The organism is Nocardioides sp. T2.26MG-1, assembly GCF_950101795.1.
Taxonomy (GTDB): Bacteria; Actinomycetota; Actinomycetes; order Propionibacteriales; family Nocardioidaceae; genus Nocardioides.
Genome location: NZ_CATNLZ010000019.1, coordinates 1 through 2,059, shown reverse-complemented (window position 1 = coordinate 2,059; position 2,059 = coordinate 1). Strand labels below are relative to the sequence as shown.

The 2,059-nt window shown below is 74.5% G+C and carries 3 protein-coding genes; 1 reads left to right on the top strand and 2 read right to left on the bottom strand.

What is annotated here, in order from left to right; translation table 11 throughout:
- Nucleotides 1-94: 94 nt before the first annotated feature.
- Complete coding sequence (locus tag QQZ14_RS12790; protein WP_284534707.1) at nucleotides 95-364, bottom strand: mycothiol transferase; 270 nt, start codon at nucleotides 362-364, stop codon at nucleotides 95-97.
- Between the two features lie 65 nt (nucleotides 365-429).
- Here QQZ14_RS12790 and QQZ14_RS12785 point away from each other — a divergent pair, with 65 nt between their 5' ends.
- On the top strand, nucleotides 430-1,677 hold the full coding sequence (locus tag QQZ14_RS12785) for an MFS transporter (protein WP_284534706.1): 1,248 nt from the start codon (nucleotides 430-432) through the stop codon (nucleotides 1,675-1,677).
- On the opposite strand, the gene QQZ14_RS12780 is transcribed toward QQZ14_RS12785, so the two are convergent.
- On the bottom strand, nucleotides 1,670-2,059 hold a 390-nt coding region (locus QQZ14_RS12780), incomplete at its 5' end, for a hypothetical protein (protein ID WP_284534705.1). The two genes, QQZ14_RS12785 and QQZ14_RS12780, sit on opposite strands and share 8 nt — an antisense overlap.

Sequence of the window (2,059 nt, the reverse complement as noted above, 5' to 3'; positions counted from 1 at the left end):
CCGAGCACAGGCCCTCGACACCGACCACACCGAGGAGGTGCCCGAGCACGAACTCCAGGCCCTCACGGCCTGACCGACACACCCAACCGAGGGATCACCTCGTACACCACCCCAGCGGACTTGACCCGTGGATCGACAGCGTCGACGGCGGCATCGGCCGGGCCCGCGCCTGCTCAGCCGTCAGGCCACGGCACTTCATCTCGACCGTCGCGCGGTAGTAGTCGAGGTACGCCGCGAGCGCCTCGCGCTCTCCGGCCACCCGCGGGATGCGGGGCCGGTCGTCGTCGGTCCAGACGGGCGAGAAGTCGTCCTCACCCAGCCCGGACTCGGTCGTGGTCGGGTCCTCGGCGCGGTCGTCGCTCATGGCCCGTAGCCTGGCACGGCGCAACGACGGTGGACGCTCGGTGCCCGACCGTGCAGGGTGTCCGCGTGGCCACCCCGACCCCGTCCGCCGCGCGGTCGCCCGAGTTCCGGCGGTTCTGGTGGGGCGAGGCGGTGTCCGGCATGGGCACCGCGATCACGACGCTGGCCCTGCAGACCCTCGTGCTGGTCACGCTCGACGGCGGCGCGACGCAGGTGGGCTGGCTCAACTCGGCACGGTGGCTGCCGTACCTCGTCCTCGGCCTGGTGGTCGGGGCGCTCGTCGACCGGGTGCGCCGGAGGCCGGTCATGGTGGTCACCGACCTCGCGCGGGCCGGACTGCTCGGCCTGGTCCCGCTGGCCTGGGCGCTCGACGCCCTCACGTTCCCGCTGCTGTTGGTCGTCGTGCTGCTGTTCGGCACCGCGTCGCTGGTGAACGACGCCGCCTCGCTGTCGTTCGTCCCCCGGCTCGTGCCACGCGGCGACCTGCAACGAGCGCACGCTCGGCTCGACGGGGCCGACGCGGTGGCGCAGACCGCGGGGCCCGCCCTCGCCGGTGGGCTGATCAGGCTCGTCGGCGCACCGGTCGCCGTGCTCGCGGACGCGCTGACCTACCTGTTCTCCGCGGCGACGGTCGCCTCGCTGACGGCCGTCGCCGAGCCCGATCCCGCACCCGCGCGCACCGGCGCCCGCGGGCTGGCGCGCGAGATCGGCGACGGCGCCCGGTGGGCGTACGGCGCGTCCGGCCTGCGATGGCTGGCCGTCGCGACGCACGTGTGGTTCGCCGGCCAGGCCGTGCTGCTCGTGCTGGTCGTCCCCTACGGCTACCTGCGGCTGGACCTCACCGCCCTGCAGCCCGGTCTCGTGTTCGCGGTCGCGGGGCTCGGGGCGCTGGCCGGGGCCACGTCGAGCACGGCCGTCGGCCACCGCCTGGGCACGGGCGGGGCGATCGTCTGCTCCCACTCGGTCAGCGCCGTCGGGGTCCTGGTCATGCTGACCGCGGCCTCGGCCCCGTCGGGCTGGGCGGGCGCCGCCGTCCTCGGCGCCGGCCAGCTGTGCCACGGCTGGGCGATGGGCAACAGCAACTCCCACGAGATGGCCTTCCGTCAGGCCCGCACCCCGGACGAGCTGCAGGCGCGGACCAACACGACGCTGCGCTCGCTCAACCGAGCGGTGATCGTCGTGGTCTCACCGGTGGTGGGCCTGCTGGCCGACGAGGTCGGCCTCCGTCAGGTGCTCGCCGCCGCGGCGGCGGTCTTCGCCACCTCGGCGCTGATGCTCACGACCTCGTCGTTCCGGCGGGCCCGCCTCAGCTGACGGCGGCCGGCCGGCGGACCCGGTGCACCAGTGCCCCGAGCGCGAGACCGATCGCCGCGGGCACGAGGAGCACCAGCGCGAAGAAGACGAACCCGTCGCTCAGCTCGGCCCCCAGGTCCCGGTCGTCGGAGAGGGCGAGCGCGACCGGGATGCCGAGGCCGACGACGACCGAGGTGAGCACCCAGGTGAGCAGCGCCTCCAGGAGCCCCCACCGTACGCCGTCGACGACCGCCCACACGAGCGCGATCGCGACCAGGATGAGGAACGCGAGCAGCCCGGCGCCCAGGGCGTCGGTGCTCTCGCTGCTGTTGACGACCGCGACGTACGCCGCGATCACCACCACGATCACCACGGAGCGGAGCAGGGCAGCGACGAGCACACG

Excerpts from the sequence above, each read along its gene's own strand:
- QQZ14_RS12790 (WP_284534707.1), bottom strand. The coding sequence starts at position 364 with ATGAGCGACGACCGCGCCGAGGACCCGACCACGACCGAGTCCGGGCTG.